Annotated in this window: 11 protein-coding genes; 6 read left to right on the top strand and 5 right to left on the bottom strand. The window is 66.1% G+C overall.

The genetic code is table 11. The features are described 5' to 3' along the window. Nucleotides 1–202: 202 nt before the first annotated feature. Nucleotides 203–1,069, top strand: coding sequence for a helix-turn-helix transcriptional regulator (locus GFD25_RS09075; RefSeq protein WP_163232075.1), 867 nt, complete (start codon nucleotides 203–205; stop codon nucleotides 1,067–1,069). 157 nt (nucleotides 1,070–1,226) lie between these two features. Beyond that, nucleotides 1,227–1,364 carry a hypothetical protein gene (locus tag GFD25_RS09070; protein WP_163232073.1) on the top strand — a complete coding sequence of 46 codons (138 nt, stop codon included), beginning with the start codon at nucleotides 1,227–1,229 and terminating at the stop codon, nucleotides 1,362–1,364. A 44-nt stretch (nucleotides 1,365–1,408) separates the two neighbouring features. On the opposite strand, the gene GFD25_RS09065 is transcribed toward GFD25_RS09070, so the two are convergent. The 4 genes from GFD25_RS09065 to GFD25_RS09050 form a co-directional block, all read right to left on the bottom strand. Continuing rightward, nucleotides 1,409–3,706 carry a hypothetical protein gene (locus tag GFD25_RS09065; RefSeq protein WP_163232071.1) on the bottom strand — a complete coding sequence of 766 codons (2,298 nt, stop codon included), beginning with the start codon at nucleotides 3,704–3,706 and terminating at the stop codon, nucleotides 1,409–1,411. Between the two features lie 171 nt (nucleotides 3,707–3,877). Then, complete coding sequence (locus GFD25_RS09060) at nucleotides 3,878–5,395, bottom strand: peptide MFS transporter (protein WP_163232069.1); 1,518 nt, start codon at nucleotides 5,393–5,395, stop codon at nucleotides 3,878–3,880. Between the two features lie 143 nt (nucleotides 5,396–5,538). After that, the gene (locus tag GFD25_RS09055; RefSeq protein WP_163232067.1) at nucleotides 5,539–7,803 is read right to left on the bottom strand and encodes an alpha-galactosidase; all 2,265 of its coding nucleotides are present in this window, start codon (nucleotides 7,801–7,803) and stop codon (nucleotides 5,539–5,541) included. A 279-nt stretch (nucleotides 7,804–8,082) separates the two neighbouring features. Then, complete coding sequence (locus GFD25_RS09050; protein WP_163232065.1) at nucleotides 8,083–10,128, bottom strand: glycoside hydrolase family 127 protein; 2,046 nt, start codon at nucleotides 10,126–10,128, stop codon at nucleotides 8,083–8,085. A 203-nt stretch (nucleotides 10,129–10,331) separates the two neighbouring features. Here GFD25_RS09050 and GFD25_RS09045 point away from each other — a divergent pair, with 203 nt between their 5' ends. From GFD25_RS09045 to smc, 4 genes are all read left to right on the top strand, one after another. Beyond that, complete coding sequence (locus GFD25_RS09045) at nucleotides 10,332–11,357, top strand: LacI family DNA-binding transcriptional regulator (RefSeq protein WP_163232063.1); 1,026 nt, start codon at nucleotides 10,332–10,334, stop codon at nucleotides 11,355–11,357. Further along, complete coding sequence (locus tag GFD25_RS09040; RefSeq protein WP_163232061.1) at nucleotides 11,354–12,391, top strand: GmrSD restriction endonuclease domain-containing protein; 1,038 nt, start codon at nucleotides 11,354–11,356, stop codon at nucleotides 12,389–12,391. Before GFD25_RS09045 ends, GFD25_RS09040 begins: the two co-directional genes overlap by 4 nt. Before the next feature lie 100 nt (nucleotides 12,392–12,491). Further along, on the top strand, nucleotides 12,492–14,201 hold the full coding sequence (locus GFD25_RS09035; protein WP_163232059.1) for a bifunctional folylpolyglutamate synthase/dihydrofolate synthase: 1,710 nt from the start codon (nucleotides 12,492–12,494) through the stop codon (nucleotides 14,199–14,201). 16 nt (nucleotides 14,202–14,217) lie between these two features. After that, on the top strand, nucleotides 14,218–17,886 hold the full coding sequence (gene smc / locus GFD25_RS09030; protein ID WP_163232057.1) for a chromosome segregation protein SMC: 3,669 nt from the start codon (nucleotides 14,218–14,220) through the stop codon (nucleotides 17,884–17,886). A gap of 124 nt (nucleotides 17,887–18,010) precedes the next feature. Here smc and GFD25_RS09025 read toward each other — a convergent pair whose 3' ends face one another. Then, nucleotides 18,011–19,651, bottom strand: a complete 1,641-nt coding sequence (locus tag GFD25_RS09025) for a peptide ABC transporter substrate-binding protein (RefSeq protein WP_163232055.1) — start codon at nucleotides 19,649–19,651, stop codon at nucleotides 18,011–18,013. Nucleotides 19,652–19,758 lie beyond the last annotated feature (107 nt).

Raw genomic sequence — 19,758 nt, 5'->3', positions numbered from 1 at the left:
ATAGGTTTAGGCACCACCCATTCTGCCTAGAAGCCTCTAACTATTCCCACCCCTCCATCAGAACAGCAAACACGGTCAACACGCGCCGATGTGTCGGCGGTGCCGTTCCGGTTCGACTATGGTGGAAAAGGCTTGTCCGGACGATTATGATGGATATGGTTTATCGATTCAACCGGCAAGGCCCGAGCGGAAAGGACGGTCGATGGCGACGATAATCGGCGACATGCCTTCCGTCGGGTGTACCTGCCGTGGGGTGTCCCAGTTCGTGCGCATGGCCGGATGGTCGCAGCCGGAGCTCGTCTGCGAGGATTTCGCGCTGGTGCTGGTCCGCCGCGGCATTCTGCCGGTGCGCGTCGACGACGTCGACCTGCGCGTTGGGCCGGGCGACCTCATGCTGGTCCCGCCGCAGGGACGGGTCTGCGGAACGCAGTACGTCACCGATCCGCTGGAGTATTTCAGCGTGCATTTCGACCTCGCGTCGTGGCGGCGCTCCTCGCTCGGAGTGAACGCCTCGCGCGGCGACGAATCCGACACGCATTTCGCGCTGCCGCTGTACGGCTGCGACGTCGCCACGGACCGGCTGACCGTGATGTTCAACCAGCTGCACGACATCCACGCCTCGCACGGGGAGGGGGCCGCGAGCCCGTATTGCGACTGCTTCATCATGGCGATGCTCATGGAACTCGCCTATCAGGCCGGGCGCAAGGGCGGCGGCGAACAGTTCGACCACGTGGTGCTGCAGCGGGTCAACGACTGGATCAAGGCGAACGCCTTCGACGACATCAGTGTGGCCGACATCGCCGAACAGTTCAACTATTCCGCCGGCTGGCTGTCCACCGTGTACAAACAGGAGTTCGGCGTCGGCATCGCCGCGCAGATCGCCAACATCCGCATCAAGCGCGCCGAGGAACTGCTCATGTCCACGTCGATGAGCGTGGCGCAGGTGGCTCAGGCCACCGGGTTCAACGACGCCAAGTACTTCATGCGCGTGTTCAAGCAACACACCGGATTGACGCCCACCCGCTACCGCACCAGTTTCCCGTTGCGGCACTACCGTGCCGGGCGGTGAGGGGTTTCTGGCGGCTTCGTCGTAGGGAATCATGCCGTTTATTCGAGTTTCTGTGCCACGGTAAAGAAAAACCGGTGACAAACCGTTACCGTGGCACGTGTGCATGCCACGGTAGGGACGTCAATCGATTGCCATACGTACCGTGGCAACATGCGACTTGGCAGAAAGCCCGGAATTCCGCCATTTCTATTCCAGCCGTATTGTTCTTGCCATTGCGATGGTTGCCACGGTTGCTGAAAACCGCCCGGAAACCGCTACCGTGGCACAAAAACGTGCCATGGCAGCGGTCTCTTGAGCCGTTCCGGGTATTTCATCGGTTATGCCCGGTCGGTTGCCCGGTCAGTGACGGCGGCGGACCACGGCGAGGCCAAGGCCTGCGGCCATCGCGGCGAGCGCGGTCACAGCCGCCGCGATCGGGGCGACGGAGGCGCCGGTGTCGGACAGCCTGCCGACCTTCGGATTGGACGGGGTCTTATCGGACGGCTGCTTGCCGGACGGGGTCTTCTGATCGGACGGCGTCGGCTGCGGCTTGGGCGTCGGGGTCGGTTCGGGCTTGGGCTCCGGCTTCGGTTCGGTCTTGACCAGCTTGCCCTGTGCGTCGGCGAGCGCCTTGGCGGCCGCGTCGACCTGGCCCTGCGTGGCGGCGATGTCGTCGTTCACGGTCCGCGCGTCGGCGAGCGCCTTGGCGAACGAGCTCCAGGATTCGGCGGTGTAGTCGCTTTCCTTGAGCGCGGAGGCCTGGCCGATGGCCTTGACGAGCGCGGTCTTGTCGGCCGGCTGGTCGGGCAGCATGTACAGGTCGGGCGCCGAGTCGTTGGTGGCGGCCGCGCGGGACTTGGTGGCGTTGCGCAGGCGCCAGGTCATGGTCGACGGGTCGGACGGGTCCTTGGCGGCGAGCAGGCTGTAGCCGTACGGCTGGGTGGGCGTGCTGAGCGCCTTGCCGTACTTAACGTTGACGAGATAGCCGTCGTACGGGTTGTCCGCGTTCGCGTCGTGCACGAAGCGCCACTGCTGGGCGGGGTCGGTCGCGTCGGCCGGGTGTCCGGCGATGGTGACGGTGCCGTCCTCGTTCTCGGTCAGGCCGAGGTCGCTCCAGCCGCCGCCGGGCGCCACCGCGAAGCTGTAGACGCCGTCGTCGGTGCGGGTGATCTTCCAGCCGCTGGACGTGTCGTCGGCGCCGTTGTAGGAGCCCCACAGCGAGTAGAGGTCAAGGCCGCCGCCGCGCGCGGTGAATCCGGGGTGGATGTAGTAGTAGTCGCCGTTCTCGTGGAAGCGGTCGGCGGTGATCTGGAACACGTCGTTCGTCAGGTCGTTGTCCTCGCTGGTCGTGGCTTCGTCCTTCGGCTTGTCGGCCTGGGCGTATTCGATGCCGTAGTCGTTGGGGGCGGGCACGTCCCACGGGGCGGGCATGGTCTCGTCGGGGAAGATCTTCGACAGCGCGTCGTACATGACCGGATCGTATTCCTTGAGTTCGGCGCGGGTGTTGATCGGTCCGCGCACGCCGTCATAGGTGCCGTTCCAGCCTTCGGACATGACGTTGAACCAGATGGCGGCCATCGTGGCGAAGCATTCGTTGGAGTCCTGGAACGCGTAGGTGTGGTTCCACAGGCCTTCGGCGCGCGAGTGGGCGAACGCCTTGTAGTAGGCGTCGCGCAGGGTCGGGTCCTTCATCTGGTTGATGCCGCCGATGAAGATCGAGTGGGCGAACTCGTGGATGAGGATGCTTTCGTTCGGGTAGCCGGTGTTCTGCGCCGGATCGGGGTTGCCGGTGGTGCGTAGGATGCTTTTTTCGGCGATGGAGGAGATCCAGCCGTCGCGGGTGGGCACGCCGCCGGCGCCTTCGATGTCGTAGAGGTTCTTGTCGAAGTTGTTGCGCTGTTCGGGGATGAAGTAGGCGTTCTCGTGGGCGCTGTACACGGCGAAGGAGTTGTTCGCCGCCACCATCGCTTCGGGGATGCCGGTGCCGGCCTTGCCGAGTTCGACGTCGACCAGTTCGGCGGCCTTGCGCAGCGTGCTTTCGGGCACGGTGTCGTCGGATTTGATGATGATGCCGGTCTTGGAGGTCAGTTGCCTCGAGTAGAAGCTCAGCTGGGGGACGCCGGTGTACGTGGCGTCGGCGGCGGACTTGCCTGCGTTGTCCTTGATCGCGTCGCCCTTGACCTCGAGCGTGATCGGCTGGCTCGGATCGATGGTGCCGGTGTAGGCGATGGAGGAGAAGTGCAGCGACGGGTCGAGGTACTGCATGCTGTTGCCGCTGGTGGCGCCGATCTCCTTGTTGTCCTTGTCGAAGTAGAGCGTGTCGGTCACGCCCTGCGCCGGCTTGGGCTTGAGCGCGATCACCGCGTCGCCGTTGCGCAGCACGAAGTTGTCGGGGTTGACGGCCTGGTTCTCGTCGACGTACTCGTTCCAGTAGATTTCGAGGAAGTCGCCTTCCTTGAGCACGCGGACCTTCGTGATGTCGGGGCCGTTGCTCGGATCGTCGACGACGCCGGCGACCTTGCCGGTTGCCGGGTCGACCGCGTGGGTCGCGCCCGTTTCGTCCGCGAACGCGGTGGCCGGCACGGTCGCCATGGCCGCGCCGCATGCGATCGCGGCGAGCATGGCGATCATCCGTCGCCCGGTGATGGTGTGTTCCATATTTCCCTTTTCCTTTCGGTGGTTCCTGTTTTCGGGTATGAAAAACCCGGCCGGGCACTGCTGGTCGATACGGATCGGTGATCGGTTCGCGGTGCCCGACCGGGTCGGGGCGGCGGGAGACGAGGATGGAAGATGAGTCTCCCGCCCGCTATCGGATGGTCTTCGGTCAAATCAGGCTTCGGCGCCCTCCTTCTTCAGGCCCATGATCGCGGAGATCTTCTTGGAGAAGAGCAGCACGACCAGGCCGAGGACCACGGTGACGATGCCGATGAACGCGAAGTACGGGACCTCGCCGCCCTCGTGGTAGAACGGGGCGGACATCGCGTTGAGCGCGGCGCCGGTGGACTGGGCGAGCGACCAGACGGTCATCATCTGCGTGGCGAACGCGGCCGGGGCGACTTGCGCGGCGGACGAGTAGCCGGACGGGATGGACAGTGCCTCGCCGAGCATGATCAGGACGTGGAAGCCCATGATCCACAGCGGGCTGACCTTGACGTCGGACGAGTAGAGCACGAACGGCAGGATCATGAGCAGCGGGCCGCAGCCCCACATCATGGTGCCGAAGCCGATCTTGGCCGGGGCGGACGGCTGGCGACGGCCGAGCTTGGCCCACACGAGCGTGGTGACGGTGCCCCAGGTGATCGACATGATGCCGGACCAGGTCATGAACGAGGCGGGGGACAGGGTGATGCCGAAGATCGACAGGACGGTGCGCTGCTCGGCGAACACCTGCAGGATCGTGTTGGCCTGCGTCCACACCCAGGCGGCGAAGCAGGCGCACACGTACAGCGGCACCAGGCCGACCACGCGGTGGGCTTCGGCGCGGGTCGTCTTCTTGGACATCACGATGTAGACGAGGTAGACGATCGGCAGGAAGATCTGGACGATGCTCAGGCCGTTGGAGAACTGTGCGATGGTGAGCACGCCGGTGGCCAGCAGGACGCCGAAGATGGCGACCACGACGACGATGCCGGCGATGAACTTGCCGAGGAAGGAGTTGCGCTTGGACGGGTCGATCGGATCGTCGGGCTCGTTGCCGATGGTGTTCATGAACTTCTTGTTCGTGAAGTAGTAGGCGAGGAAGCCGATCCAGGAGAACACGGCGCCGACCGCGAACGCGGCCCAGTAGCCGGTGGCCATGGCGATCGCGCCGGCGATGACGGCGGAGAACGCGTTGAGGTTCTTGAGCACGTACAGGATGTTGAAGCCGACGTCACGGCGCTTGTCGCCCTTGACGTACATCTTGCCGATCAGGCCTTCGACCGACTTGCCGTGCATCATCGTGGCGACGCACAGCAGGACCATGCTCAGCGCGTAGCCCCACACGCCCAGCGGCAAGGCCAGGACCGTGAAGCCCAAGGTGGCGAGGAAGCGGCCGACGAGCACGGCCTTGCGCTCGCCGAGCACGCGGTCGGCCATGTAGCTGCCGACCAGGCCGCACAGGATCACCATGCCCATGTACAGGCTCAGCAGCTGGGAGGCCTGCGTCTGGGTGAAGCCCAGGCCGCCGTCGCTCACCTTGGCGTACAGGTAGTACAGGACCATCGCGGTCATCATGCCGTTGGCGACGTACTGGCAGAACTCGATGCCGCCCAGCATGCCCACTGCACGCGGCTGGCCTATGAATTTGGACTCCTGCTGGAGCGCGAGGTTGCGCTCCTGATCCGGGGTCGTTGTTGCGTTGGACATCATTGTGCCTTTCTTCTTGTCTTTCGTTATGGTTGACGGATCTTCATTGACGTCCGCCGGCGCGGGCCGGCGAACGGGTGGCGTACCTCCGGCTCGGGGGGCGGGACGTCAGGGCGGGCAGCGCGGACGGATCGAACGGCGGATCATCGCGCGTCCACCTCGAACAGGCGGGACAGGTAATCGCCCTGGTACATGTCGGTGGTGAACGGACCGAATCCGGTGTCCGAAATGTCGAAGCCGCGGGTCATCAGCTCGTCGCCGTAGTAGTCGAACCTGCCGGCCGGCAACGGGAACTCGGTGTCGTGGACCGTGTAATCGAGGTCCGGGTCGAGTCCGGCGAGCCTCAGCGTGCGGTAGCCCTCGTTCACCGTCATGATCATGCGGTAGTAGCCGGCCAGCGCATGGCGGCGGTCCTCGGAGACCACCATCCACGCGGCCTCCGTGCCCGGCTGCAGGCCGACCTCGGACTCGTTGAACGGGCTGATGAGCCGGTAGAACGTGCCCTTGTCGATCAGCTCGCGATGGTCCTTCATGAACGCGATCTGCTTGCGGACCTGCGCCTGCTCGTCCTCGGTCATCTTGTTGACGTCCAGCTCGTAGCCGAACGTGCCGAAGTAGGCGACGTCCGCGCGCGTCTTGAGCGGCGTGACGCGCATGAGCTGGTGGTTCGGCGAGGCCGACACGTGGCTGCCCATGCTCGATAGCGGATAGGCGTACGACGTGCCGAACTGGATCTTCACGCGTTCCGCCGCGTCCGTGTCGTCGGAGATCCAGCCCTGCGGCGCGTAGTACAGCATGCCCGGGTCGAAACGGCCGCCGCCCGACGCGCACGATTCGAACAGGATCTTCGGGAACTCCGACGTCAGCTTGCCGTACAGCCAGTACAGGCCGAGGATCTGCCGATGCAGCAGCTCGCCCTGGAACTCGGCGTCGCGGCCGGTGGAGAACACGTCGGTGATGCTGCGGTTCATGTCCCACTTGACGTAGGAGACCAGGCCGCTCGACAGGATCGCCTCCATCGACTCGGCGAGATAGTCGAGCACCTCCGGCTTGCTCAGGTCCAGCTCGTACTGGTTGCGGCCGTGCAGCGGCGTGCGGCCAGGCACGCGGATCATCCAGTCGGGATGCTTCGCGTACAGCTTGCTGTCCTTGCTGATCATCTCCGGTTCGAACCACAGGCCGAACATCATGCCCAGATCGTTGATCTTGCGGGCCAGCGCGCAGATGCCGTCGGGCAGCTTGCGACGGTCGGCGGTCCAGTCGCCCAGCGAGCTCGTCGAATCGTCGCGGTGGCCGAACCAGCCGTCGTCCAGCACGAACAGGTCGACGCCCAGTTCCTTGGCCTTGGACGCGATGGACAGCAGCTTCGCCTCGTTGAAGTCCATGTACGTCGATTCCCAGCTGTTGATGAGGATCGGACGCGGACGGTCGCGCCAGTAGCCGCGCGCCAGACGGGTGCGGAACAGCGTGTGGAACGTCTGGCTCAGATCGTTGAGGCCGTCGCGCGTGTAGACGGTCAGCGCCTCCGGGGTCTGGAAGTCCTCGCCGCCGTGGATCGTCCACGAGAAGCCCTCCGGATGGATGCCCATCATCAGGCGCGTGACGTGATAGTTGTCCACCTCGACCTGGCCGAGGAAGTTGCCGCTGTACACCAGCGACGTGCCGATGGCCTCGCCGTGGAACTCGTCGGTCGTCGGCCGCTTGAGGATCAGGAACGGGTTGAACTGGTGGCTGCTGTGGCCGCGCAGGCTGTACACTGACTGCACGCCGGTATGCAGGCGGAACGTCTGCGGGCGGCGCTCGCGGCCCCACGCGCCGACGAACTGCATCATGTCCCAGTTCGCGTCGGGCAGGTCGAGGCTCGTGCTCATCGCGTTCTGCAGCGTGACCGGGGAGCTGCCGCGGTTGATGAAGCGCACGTTGCGAGCCAGCACCGGCAGATCACGGTACAGCGTGTAGGACAGTACCATCTGCATGTGCAGGAGCTTGTCGCACATCGTGATGCTCAGCGTCTCGGCCTCGTCGTCGCTCTCGACGTAGGTGGCGGGCAGGCCGGCGAGCTTCGGCTTGCCGGGGCGCACCTCATGGCTCAGGTAGGTGAAGTCGGCGTTGCGCGCGCCGTTCGGGCTTTCGATCTCGCAGGCCATGTTGCGCATGTCGCCGTTGCCGTACACCGGGTATTCCTGCTTGATGTCCTCCATCGAGAAGTTCGAATTGCCTTCGAACGGGCAGGGATCCATGTCGCGGCGGGCGACGACGAACATGTGGTCGAAGTCCTCGCGGTCGTTGAGCGGGGCGCCGAAGTACAGTTGGCCGAGCTGCCCGTTCGCGAGGATCATGAAGATGTAGCTGAAATACCGGTTGCGCAGGTGGAACACCTTGCTCGACTCGTGGAATGTGACGGTCATTCGTCGGCCTCCGTTGGATGAATGAGAATGCTTGCCGCACTTGGTAGGCCGCTTCCGCGCGGCCCCTCCGGTGCGTTGTTGGCTTCAACGTTATGCGGGCCGGACGGGATGAAAGAGACCCGTTTGTCGGTTGGGGTGGAGATTTTCCGGTCGTTGGGTGCACTTCGTTCGGCCGGACCGGGTTTTGTGCACCCCGCCCGGGTTGCGTCCACTTGTACCCGGCCGCTGTGCCGGAAGACAGGTGGACGGATGCCGGGCGAGGTACTTCGGCGGCTCGGCTTACCGGCTCCGCCGCGGCAGCCACACGCTCATCTGGCCGTCCTTACGGTTGGCCCACGCGTAGTAGGGAACCAGCGTGATCCGTTGCGGCACCAAGGTTTCCGTGGTTTGCGAGGTCTCGTCGGCGTCGACCTCGCGGTACAGCGGCGCGTCGGGATCGGCCGGCACCCGCGATCCGTCCACCTGTATCATGGCGACGCCGTCGAGCAGCGACGGATCGTACGCGACGTCCGTCCGGTCGCCGGCGTCGATGCGGCAGGTCCACAACGGTTCGGGATTGTCCGCGCCCTCCGCGCAGTACACCAGCGGACCGCGCGCGACCGCCAGCCTGCCGACGTCGTCGCGCACGCGGGCGGCTGCCTCGAGGAACCTGACCGGCATGTCCAGATGCAGCACGGCCTCGGTCGACCCGCTGGAAACGTCGATGACGACGAAACCGTCCGCGAACGGGCCGTTCACTGTCCGTCCGTTCACCGTGAGCGTCCAACCATGCGCCCATCCGGGGATGCGGATCGCCAGACGGCGGGGGAAGCGCTGCGGGTTGGCGACGCGGAACTCCACATCGCCGGTCCACGGGTATCCCGCGCCGCACTGACGTTGCTCGATGACCAGACCGTCGCCGAACCGTGCGACGTTGGCCACGAACTGATGCGCGTAGATCGTCGCGCCCGTTCCCGTCGTTCCGTCGTCGTCGGTCGTCGTGTCGTCGGCCACCGTGTACAGGTAGCGGTCCAGGGACATGATCAGCCGCGTCGCGTTCGCCGGGCAGCATGCGCAGTCGAACCAGTCGGCACGGCGCGTGAGCACATGCCGACGGTCGGGATTGAACCGGCTCGCCTTCGGATCGGCTTCCAACGGGTTCACGTAGAAGAAATGCCGGCAGTCGAGCGACAATCCGGCCAGCATGCCGTTGAACAGCTCCAGCTCGAGCGTGTCCGCGACCGCGGCGTTCGGACCTGCCTCCAATAGCGCGCGGGCATAGAAGCACATCGCCACCGACGCGCACGTCTCGCCATAGGCCAGATCGTTGGGCAGGTCGTCGTCGAACGTGAACGACTCCCACACCTTGGTGGAGCCGATGTTGCCGGTCACGTACATCTGATGGTTCACGATGTCTCGCCAGATGCGCCGCGCCGCCGCAAGCATCTCCCCGTCGCCGAGCGCCTTCCCCACCTTGGCCATGGCCGTCGCCAGATAGCACTGGCGCACGCAATGGCCCTCGGCCTGATCCAGCTCGAGCGCCGGACCGTCCACCTGGTAGTAGGAGCGCGGGAAGCCGAGCGTGCCGCCGTAGAACAGTTCCGGCTGCCGTTCGAGGAACCCTGGATCCTTGCCGCGCACGCGCAGGAACCATGCGGCCAGTTCGAGCCATCGGCGCTCGCCGGTCACCTCGGCCAGACGCGCCAGCGCGAGTTCGATCTCCGGGTGCCCGTCCGGGCCGTGCACCTGCCCCGGTCCGTCGCCGAACCGCCGTTCGATGCAGGCGGCGACGCGCAGGGCCACGTCCAATGCGGCGCGCTCGCCGGTCGCCTCGTAATGGGCCACGGCGGCCTCGATGAAATGGCCCATGTCATACAGTTCGTGGCTCCACTGCAGCGAGGTGAATCGTTGCTCGGGAGCCATGTCGAGCTGGAACTTGGTGTCCAGATAGCCGTCTGCATCCTGGGCTTTGGTGATGATGTCCACGGCCTCGTCCACCGCCGCGCGCAGGGCGTCGATATCTGCGCGACCGTAGTCGTCGGGGTTGCGCCGCGCGTCCGACAAGGCGTAGCAGGCGGCCTCCAGCCACTTGTACACGTCCGTGTCCTGATATTGACGGCCCGAGAACTTACCCTGTTCCAATCCGGCGGCGATGCGCAGGTTGTGCATCGCATGACTGGTCGGCTTGGCGGAGCCGACGCCCAGATCGGAGGGGTCGTCGGCCATGTCGATGTCCGCCTCGTCGTTGAGCACCCGCCACTGGTACGGCAGGCCATGCCTGACGATCTCCTGCCGGTACCGTTTCCAGAACGGCGAGGTGATGGTGATGTCCGGTTGCGATGTCATGGTGCTTCCTTTCGATTCCGGACGGCCCGGTATGCGTTTCGCCGGCTGCCGTCGCCTGCGGTGCGCGGCCTGCCTTGGCCGTATCGGGGCGGTTCACCGTCGATGGTAGATGAATGGAGGTGCGCGCGACGGCGAAGCGAAGGGAAAGGGAAATGTTTCCCGTCCGCGTCCCGCGCGTGACGGCGGTCGTATACTGAACTGTCATGGGCAAAGTGACGTTGGACGACATCGCCAGGGTGGCGAACGTATCCCGTTCCACCGTGTCCAAGGCGTTGCGCGACACCGGTCGGCTCGCGCCCGATACGCGACGTTTGGTCCGCGACGTGGCCCGCGATCTCGGGTACGGGCTCGTGCAGGGGGAGCGAAGCCGCTCCGGCATCATAGGACTGCTCACCTCGGACCTGCGCGGCAGGTTCTCCCTTCCGCTGCTCGACGGTGCCGAACAGGTGCTCGGCGAATCGCAGTGCAGCGTGTCCCTGATCTACAACCGCGACGACGCACGTCTCGAACGCCGTCACATCGACCGTCTCGCGGCACACGGATTGGACGGGCTGATCGTCACATCCACCGACACTGATCCACGGCCGGCGCTTGACCGGCGCCTGACCGGGGGACTGCCGGTCGTCTACGCGTACGCCGGCTGCACCGACCCGCACGAATGCTCGGTGACCTGCGACAACGAACGCGCCGGATACGACGCGGTAAGTCACTTGCTGGGACTCGGCCGCCGCCGGATCGCGATCATCGGGCCGGAGGACCACTGGGACGCCGCCGCCAAACGGATGCGCGGCGCATTGCGCGCCCTGGACGAAGCCGGTCTTAAGCCGGTGGAACCCATTCAGTACGGCGACTGGAACCAGCCGTGGGGATACGAGGCCGCCGGCAGACTGCTGGATCGAGGAGTCCGATTCGACGGCCTGTACTGCCTGGACGACCTCATCGCGCGCGGCGCCATCGAACGGATGCAGGCGTCCGGCGCGCGCATCCCCGACGATGTGGCCGTCGTCGGCCACGATGATTGGGACGTGGTGGTCAACGCGGCGCATCCCACCATCACCAGCTTCTCCAACAACACCTTCGAGATCGGACGAGTCGCCGCACGATGCCTGCTGGACGCGCTCGACGGAAGTCCCCGCCGCGGCGAGATCAGCGTGCGTTGCCCGCTGGTCATCCGCGAATCCACCGTGTACGGTGGGAGCGGCGAAACGGACGATGGAGGTAGGGCATGAGGATGCAACAGGTGAGCGGAATGACGGGATGGAAGCGGATCGCCGCGCTGGCGGCGGCGGTCGCGCTGTGCGTGCCGCTGGCCGCATGCTCGTCGCCGACGGACCTGTCGGCATCCGACACGACGGCGTCGCAGGATCAATCCTCACAGGGATGGTCCGGCACGGCGTCGTCCGGCGACGCGCAATCCTCCGGCGGCGAGGTGACGGAGGCGACGGATCCGGGCGCCGGCCAGACGGCGAGGGACGTGTTGGCGACGCTGCCGGTGAAAGGCCGCGCGCCGAAAACCGGATATTCGCGCGACCGGTTCGGCGCCGCATGGGCCGACGTCGACCACAATGGCTGCGACACGCGCAACGACATCCTCAACCGAGACCTGACCGACAAGACCTACAAGGCAGGCACGCACGACTGCGTCGTCGCATCCGGCACGCTCGACGACCCGTACACCGGCACGACCATCGATTTCGTGCGCGGACAGGACACCAGTTCCGCCGTGCAGATCGACCATGTCGTCGCACTGTCCGACGCATGGCAGAAAGGCGCGCAGCAGTTGTCCGACGACCTGCGCGAACAGCTGGCGAACGACCCGTACAACCTGTTGGCCGTCGACGGTCCGTCCAACCAGCAGAAAAGCGACGGCGACGCCGCGACCTGGCTGCCGGCGAACAAGTCGTTCCGCTGCGCGTACGTCGCCCGGCAGATCGGCGTGAAACACAAGTACTCGCTGTGGGTCACCCAGTCCGAACATGACGCGATGGCGAACGTGCTGGCGTCATGCCCGGGCCAGCAGGTGCCCGAACACGGCGGCGCCGACGGCGACGCGGTGGCCGGCACCGCAACCGGCACGGACGATGCGGACGCCGACGGCACTGCCGGTACGTCTTCCGACGGCACTGCCGGCACGTCTTCCGGCGACGTGTACTACAAGAACTGCGCGGCCGCTCGCGCGGCCGGCGCGGCGCCGCTGACCGCCGGACAGCCCGGATACCGTGCCGGACTCGACCGCGACGGCGACGGCGTCGCCTGCGAATAGGAGCGGCCGCGGCCTGCGAATGATACCGGCGGCTGAATTCGGGACGGGACATTACACTAGGGGAAGTTTGAGTAATGTCCTTGAGGGGAGTCGCACAGTCATGTCATACGAGCATCCGAACCGCAACAACGAGACCATCCGCGACGTGGAACGCGACATCATGTCCCGCCCGCCGGAACACAACACCACGAACATGGACCTCGACCGGATGAACCTCATCCTCGACCTGTTCGGCCACCCGGAGGACTCGTTCCGCGTGATCCACGTCACCGGCACGAACGGCAAGGGCTCCACCGCGCGCATGGCCGAAGCGATCTGCCGCGCCTACGGCATGCGCACCGGCCTGTACACGTCGCCGCACCTCGAACGCATCAACGAGCGCATCGCCATCGACGGCCAGGAGCTCTCCGACGACGACTTCATCGACATCTGGGACCAGGTCAAGGACCTCGTCGACCTCGTGGACGCCAAGATGAGCGAACAGGGCAAGCCGCGCATGAGCTTCTTCGAAGTGCTCACCGCCATGGCGATCTGGAAGTTCGCCGACGCGCCGGTCGACGTCGCCATCGTCGAGGTCGGCATGGGGGGACTCACCGACGCGACCAACGTGCTCAACGCCGACGCCGCCATCATCGGGCCGGTCGACATGGACCACATGATGTGGCTCGGCGACACCGTCGAGAAGATCGCCGAGCAGAAGGCCGGCATCATCAAACCCGGCTGCACCGCGATCATCGGCCGCCAGCCGCACGAGGACGAGGTCATGCCGATCCTCGAGGAGGCCGCGCGCCGCAACCACGCCACGCTCGTGCGCGACGGCTACGAGATGGAGGTCGTCAACCGCATGCCCGCCGTCGGCGGCCAGGTCGCCACGCTGTCCACGCCGCTGGGCACCTACACGGACGTGCCGATCGCCAAGTTCGGCGAACACCAGGCCCACAACGCGCTCGCCGCGCTCGCCGCCGCCGAAGCGGTCATCCCCGTCTCCGGCGCGCTCGACGGCGACCTCGTCGGCGAGGCCCTGAGCGGCGTGAAGATTCCCGGACGCATCGAACAGGTGCGCACGTCGCCGACCATCATCATCGACGGCGGCCACAACGTGAACGCCGCCGAGTCGCTGCGCGCCGCCATCGAGGAAAACTACGACTTCCAGCAGCTCGTCGGCGTGATCGCCATGATGGGCGACAAGCAGGTCGAGGAATACCTCGGCATCCTCGAACCGGTGCTGAGCAAGGTCGTCGTCACCGAAAACTCGTGGCGCGACCGCGTCATGCCGGCCGAGGAACTCGAGAAGGTCGCCGTGCGCGTGTTCGGACGCGACCGCGTGATCCGCGAGGACTCGCTGCCCGATGCGATCCAGACGGCCGTCAACATGGTCGACGAGCAGGACGAGCTCGGCGTCGGCTACGGCCACGGCGTGCTCATCTGCGGCAGCTTCGTGACCGCCGGCGACGCGCGCGCCCTGCTCAAGGAACGCATGAACGCCGACCTCGCCAAGCCGAAGCACGAACGCGTCGAACCGAACCTCGGCTCCGGCCCGGTCGTGCGCGCCGACGGCACCGTCGCGGCCGATACGACCGACGGGGACACGACGACGGGCACGGACGAAGCGGCGACGGACGCCGACCGTGATTTCGAAACCGACGCGAACCCCGACTTCGACATGGACGACTTCGGCGATTTCGGCCTGTCCAAGCTCGCCCGCGAGGCCGCCGAACAGGATGCCGCCGAACGTGGCGAGGCCGCGGGCGAACCGTCCGGCGAAGCCGCAACCGACGGTTCGGCCGGCGAAGCCGCGCAGCAGCGCTGACGGAGCCGCTCGCCGCATGTATCTCAAGGAACTCACGCTCAAAGGCTTCAAATCCTTCGCATCGGCCACCACGCTGCGATTCGAGCCCGGCATCACGGCCGTCGTCGGACCGAACGGCTCCGGCAAGTCGAACATCGTCGACGCGCTCACCTGGGTGATGGGCGAACAGGGCGCCCGCAACCTGCGCGGCACCTCGATGGAGGACGTGATCTTCGCCGGCACGTCCACCCGTCCCGCGCTCGGCCGCGCCCAGGTCTCGCTCACGATCGACAACGCCGACCACGCGCTCGACATCGACTACAGCGAGGTCACGATCTCGCGCACCATCTTCCGCAACGGCGGTTCCGAATACGCGATCAACGGCACGCCGTGCCGCCTGCTCGACATCCAGGAACTGCTCAGCGACACCGGACTCGGCCAGCAGATGCACGTCATCGTCGGCCAGGGACGCCTCGACCAGATCCTCAGGGCCGATCCGAGCGGCCACCGCGCGTTCATCGAAGAGGCAGCAGGCATCCTCAAGCACCGCAAACGCAAGGAGCGCGCGCTCCGCAAGCTCGCCAACACGGAAGCGAACCTGGCCCGACTCGACGATCTGCTCGGCGAAATCCGCCGCCAGCTCGGCCCGCTCGGCCGTCAGGCGCGCGTATCCCGCCGCGCCGACGGCATCCAGATCAACCTGCGCGACGCGCGGATGCGCCTGTACGCCGACGACGCCTCCCGAGCGATGACGCAGCGCGACGACGCCCACGCGCAACTGGCCGACGTGCGCGGCGAACTGACCGGGCTGCGCCGCGAACTGGCACAGGTCAAGGTCCGCGCCGAACAGGTCGAGACGCTGACCTCGCAGGCCTCTCCGGCCATCGCCCGCATCAACCAGCAGTGGCATGACCTGTCGCGCATCCAGGAACGGCTGCGCGCGCTCGCATCCCTCGCCGAGGAACGCGAACGGGCGCTGACCGACCAGATGGCGCAGGTTCCCGGAGACGATCCCGACCTGCTGAACCGTCGGGCCGACGAACTCGACGCGCAGCTCGCCCGACAGCGGCAATCCGCGCAGGACATGCGGCTGGCTCATGACAAGGCCGCCGAGGAGCGCGCCGACGGCGAAAAGCGGCTCGCCTCGATCCGCCAGACGATCGCCGAACTGCGTCTCGCCACCCAGCAGCGCGACGCGCGGGTCGCGAACCTGCGCGAACTCATCGCACGCGAAGAGGCCGCCGTGCAGCTGGCCGTGACCCGCGGCAAGGACTTCGCCGAACAGCGTGCGACCTTGATTCGCCAGTACGACGAGGCGTGCGCGCAGCGCGACGCACTGGGGCTGCGCGCGCAGGCCGGCGACGAGGACGACGGCACGCAGGCGCTGGCCGCGGCCCGTCAGGAACTATCCTCGCGACAGGACGCGCTCAACGACCTGCAGGATGCCCAACGCGACCTGAACGGCCGGATCATCTCGCTCAAGGCCAAGGCGGACGCGTTGAACGACACGCTGGAAAGCCGCAACGCCGCCGGTTCTCTGGAACGCAACCCCACCATCGGCGCCATGGGGCACCTGTCCGACTTCATCCGCGTGGCCGACGGCTGGGAGGACGCCGTGGCGCACGCGCTCGACGCGTTCGCCGGCGCGATCGTCGTGCCCGAACGGCGGCGGTTGGTCCGCGCGCTCGAACTGGCGCGCGAGGGACGGCTCGGCAAGGCCGTCGCGCTCATGCCGCTGCCGGCACGCTCCGACGATACCCTGTCCGACGCCGTCGTGCCCGGCGAACAGGCGTCGCCGTTCTCCGCTGCCTCGCTGGTGACGGCCAATCCGAACGCGGCCGACCCCGATCAAGCGGCCGGCGTCGTGCGCGCCGTACGCCTGCTGCTGGCCGACGTGGCGGCCGTGCGCACTTTGGACGAGGCGATCGCGGCCGTGGACGGCACGGACGAATCGGACGAGTCGGATGGAACCGATGCGGCACATATGCCGGTGCGCCGGTTCTCCCGCGCCGTCACCCAAGCCGGCGAAATCGTCAATCCGGTCGGCGGCGTGGGCGGTTCGATGCCGGCGCACAGCGACCTGTCCCTGGTCGCGCGACGGGACAAGGCGATCAGACAGGTCTCGGAACTGCGGGATCGGCTCTCGAAACTGAACGAACGGGTCGAACAGGCCCGCGCCGGACGTGATCAGGCGCGCCGCGCCGTCGATCAGGCGGCCGTCATGCGCACCGAGATCCGGTTGAAGACCGAACAGGCGGCGTCCGCGCTCGCTTCGGCATCCGAACGGGTCGCCAATCTCGACAAGCAGATCCGCGGCATCGACGATACGATCAAGACCACCGACGAATCGCGAGAATCGCACCAGTTGCGCGTCGGCGACCTGAACCGTGCGCTGACGGCCGCACAATCCGGCACCGACGACAACGCCGACGCCGACGAGCTGGCCGCTCGCGAACGCGAACTGGAAACCGGACTTGCGCAATCGCGTGAACGGGAAATGACCGCGAAACTCGCATGGGACGAAGCCGAGCGCACGGCCGCCTCGCTGGAACGCCAAAGCGGCCTGCTTCGCGACCAGGCGAAGGCCGCCGCCGAACGCCGTGCCCGCATCGACGAGGCGAACCGTCTGCGCCGCGCCAAAGCCGATCATGCACGGCGCATCGCCTCGGACGCGCACGCCGTCGCCGAACTGGTCGGCTCCGCCATCGCCGACACGTCGGCTCGACGCGTCCGACTGCAGGCCGAGGCCGCCGACCACGACAGCGAACTCAAGACGCTGCGCGCGCGACGCGACGAGCTCGAACCACGCGTCAACGAACTCGCCATGCGCGAGCACACACTCGACGTCAACCGCGAACGGTTCGCCGCCGAGTACGGGCAGGTCGCGAAACGCATCTCCGACGAACTCGGCATGAACGTGGACGAACTCATACGCGACTACGGTCCCGACCAGCCGGTGCCGATGCTCGACGACACCGGACGGCCCGTATCCGAGAACGGCTCCGATGACGGTTCCGGCGACCCGCCGACGCTGCCGCTCAGCGTGCCCTACGTGCGCGAGGAACAGGTCAAACGGCTCGAACGGGCCAAACACGATCTCGCCGCACTCGGCAAGGTGAATCCGCTCGCGCTTGAGGAATACGAGGCGCTGCAGACCCGCAACCAGTACCTGCACGAGCAGCGCGACGACGTCGCCAAGTCACGCGACGACCTCATGCAGCTGATCCGCGACCTCGACTCCACGATGATCGACGTGTTCCGCAATGCCTTCGACGACACGGCCGCGGCGTTCGAGCGGGTCTTCGCCACGCTGTTCCCCGGAGGCACGGGGCGTCTTCGGCTCGACAAGCCGGACGATCTGCTCTCCACCGGCGTGATCGTGGAGGCCAGTCCGGCTGGCAAACGCGTCAGGCAGCTCAGCCTGCTGTCCGGCGGCGAACGGTCGCTGACCGCGCTGGCGCTGCTGTTCGCGATCTTCACGGCCCGTCCGAGCCCGTTCTACGTGATGGACGAGGTCGAGGCGGCGCTCGACGACGTGAATCTGACCCGCCTGCTCGACGCGTTCGAACAGTTGCGCGAACACGCGCAGCTCATCGTGATCACGCATCAGCAGCGGACGATGAGCATTGCCGACGCGCTGTATGGCGTGACGATGCGTGCGGACGGAGTTACGGCGGTCGTGTCGCAGCGGCTCGCCGAGGACTGATCCGAGATACGGGCCGCCGCCGGTCGGTCGCCGGTTTCGGTTCCGGATATGCGAAGGGCGGCTCTCTTCCTTGAGGGAAGAGAGCCGCCCTTGTCGTGTCAGAGGTTTGGGACGAATCCGTCCGTCACTTCGTCATGTCGCGGTAGATCGGGCTGTTCTGCCAGTTGAACTTGAAGTTCTTCAGGTTCTTGTTGGCCACGCCGTTCGCGTTCGTGTAGTACAGCGGCACGCTCGGCAGATCCTTGAGCAGGATCTCCTCGGCGGCCTGGTAGTCCTTGATCGCAGCTTCGGTCGAGGACTCCGCGTTGCCCTTGGCGAGCAGCGCGTCGAACTCCGGGTTCTTGTAGTCGCCGGTGTTCGCGCCGTTGCCGTCGGCCGCGGCGGTCGAATACAGCGAGGTCAGGTAGTTCTCGATCGACGGGTAGTCAGGCGACCAGCCCATGCGGTGCGGCTTGTGCAGCGTACGGCCGTCGGTCACGTCGCTCAGCTCGGAGCCGGTGGCGAAGATCTGCGTGGCCGCGTCGATGCCCAGCGTGTTCTTGATCGAGTTGATGACCGCGTCCCACATGCTCTTCATGCCGCCGTCGGTGTTGTATGCGATCTCGAACGTGCCTTCCCACGGGGAGATCTCGTTCGCCTTGGCCCACAGTTCCTTGGCCTTGTCCGGGTTGTACTCGAGGTTCTCCTTGCCGGCCAGGGAATCGGAGTGTCCGTCGATCGCGGGGGCCGCGAAGTCGGTGGCCGGCGTGCACAGGCCGGACATGATCTTCTCGCAGATCTGCTCGCGGTTGATCGCCATCGAGATCGCCTGGCGACGCAGCTGGCCCTCCTCGCCGGGACCGAAGTGCTTGTAGTCCTGCGTGATCACGAACAGCGAGATCGACGAGCCGGCCTCGTTGTAGACCTGCACGTTCTTCGCGGACTTGAGGCTGCCGGCCACGGTGGCGGGCACGGAATCCATCACGTCGAGGTTGCCGGAAAGCACGTCGGCGTAGGCCGACTGCGGGCTCGTGTACAGCATGAATTTCACGCCGGCGTTCTTCGCGGGGAAGTTGCCCTTGTAGTCGGGGTTCTTCACCACGTCGATCTCCTTGTTGTGGTCCCACTTGACGAACTTGTAGGCGCCGTTGCCCACCGGGTTCTCGCCGAACGCCTTCGGGTCCTTGAAGAATGATTCCGGCAGCGGGGCGAAGCCGGTGTAGCCGACCTTGATCGGGAAGTTCGAGTCGGAGCTTGTCAGGTCCACGGTGAAGGTGTGGTCGTCGACGACCTTGAGACCCTCAAGCTGTTCGTCGGAGGGAGCGCCCTTCTGCTGCAGCTTGTCGTAGCCCTTGATGTTCGAGAAGAAGTTCGCGTTGATCTGCGCGTTCGTCGCGTTCGCCGTGTAGCTCCACGCCTTGGTGAACGATTCGGCGGTCACCGGCGTGCCGTCGGTGAATTTCCAGCCGTCCTTGATGGTGATGGTGAACTGGGTCGCGTCGTCGTTCGACTTGATCTCCTTGGCGACCTCGTTGACCGGCTTGCCGTTCGCGTCGAAGGCGACCAGCTCGGAGAAGATGAGGTCGAGCACCTTGCCGCCGGTGACGGCGTTCGTGTTGCCCGGGATCAGCGTCGTCGCCGGTTCCGAGTTCATGGCGGTGATCGTGCCGCCGTCGGCCGAGGCGTCGGTCTTGGTGTTGGACTGCCCGCCGCATCCGGCCAGCGCGAGCATCATCGCCGTCGCGGCAGCTATCGCCGACAGCACCTTGGAGGGATTGCTATGCATGGTTCTCCTTTCTCCGTATGACCATGTTGCATTAAGGTATAGAACCTTAACAATTCATGAATATTACGGGAGAGCGGGAGGACAGGGGGCGCGGCGTTCACGGTGCG

The organism is Bifidobacterium aerophilum (genome assembly GCF_010667685.1).
In the GTDB taxonomy this organism is placed as follows: Bacteria; Actinomycetota; Actinomycetes; order Actinomycetales; family Bifidobacteriaceae; genus Bifidobacterium; species Bifidobacterium aerophilum.
Note: the sequence above shows the minus strand (reverse complement) of the source record. Positions and strands in the feature narration are given on the sequence as shown.

Bases quoted from the DNA above. Each gene is read 5' to 3' on its own strand.
- GFD25_RS09075 (WP_163232075.1), top strand. From the start codon at position 203: ATGGCGACGATAATCGGCGACATGCCTTCCGTCGGGTGTACCTGCCGT.
- GFD25_RS09065 (WP_163232071.1), bottom strand. From the start codon at position 3,706: ATGGAACACACCATCACCGGGCGACGGATGATCGCCATGCTCGCCGCG.
- GFD25_RS09060 (WP_163232069.1), bottom strand. From the start codon at position 5,395: ATGTCCAACGCAACAACGACCCCGGATCAGGAGCGCAACCTCGCGCTC.
- GFD25_RS09055 (WP_163232067.1), bottom strand. From the start codon at position 7,803: ATGACCGTCACATTCCACGAGTCGAGCAAGGTGTTCCACCTGCGCAAC.
- GFD25_RS09050 (WP_163232065.1), bottom strand. From the start codon at position 10,128: ATGACATCGCAACCGGACATCACCATCACCTCGCCGTTCTGGAAACGG.
- GFD25_RS09045 (WP_163232063.1), top strand. From the start codon at position 10,332: ATGGGCAAAGTGACGTTGGACGACATCGCCAGGGTGGCGAACGTATCC.
- GFD25_RS09040 (WP_163232061.1), top strand. From the start codon at position 11,354: ATGAGGATGCAACAGGTGAGCGGAATGACGGGATGGAAGCGGATCGCC.
- GFD25_RS09035 (WP_163232059.1), top strand. From the start codon at position 12,492: ATGTCATACGAGCATCCGAACCGCAACAACGAGACCATCCGCGACGTG.
- smc (WP_163232057.1), top strand. From the start codon at position 14,218: ATGTATCTCAAGGAACTCACGCTCAAAGGCTTCAAATCCTTCGCATCG.
- GFD25_RS09025 (WP_163232055.1), bottom strand. From the start codon at position 19,651: ATGCATAGCAATCCCTCCAAGGTGCTGTCGGCGATAGCTGCCGCGACG.